Below are 243 nucleotides of genomic sequence, written 5' to 3'. Positions count from 1 at the left end.
GTTTCGTTGCCGGCGCTGCTGTTCGGGATCATGTCCAAGACCCCGTTTGCGGAGCTGAACAACCCGCCATTCCTGATCGCCACCACGCTCGGAACCGTGATCGCATTCTTCCTGGCGATGGTCGCGGTCGGTGAGCTCGATCAGCAGCGGCACGATCGAGAACAGGAAGATGCTGTCGCAGCAGAAGATCAGCGCGGTCGGCGCCGCGGCCTTGGTGCCGAGCACGGCGAGCGCCAGCCCAGG

General features: G+C 64.6%; 1 pseudogene. It reads right to left on the bottom strand.

The features are described from left to right. A pseudogene (locus tag FNJ47_RS52610) lies at nucleotides 1-243 on the bottom strand (hypothetical protein); the annotation flags it as partial.

Origin of the sequence: Bradyrhizobium uaiense, assembly GCF_010811875.1 — a bacterium.
GTDB lineage: Bacteria > Pseudomonadota > Alphaproteobacteria > Rhizobiales > Xanthobacteraceae > Bradyrhizobium > Bradyrhizobium uaiense.
Note: the sequence above shows the minus strand (reverse complement) of the source record. Positions and strands in the feature narration are given on the sequence as shown.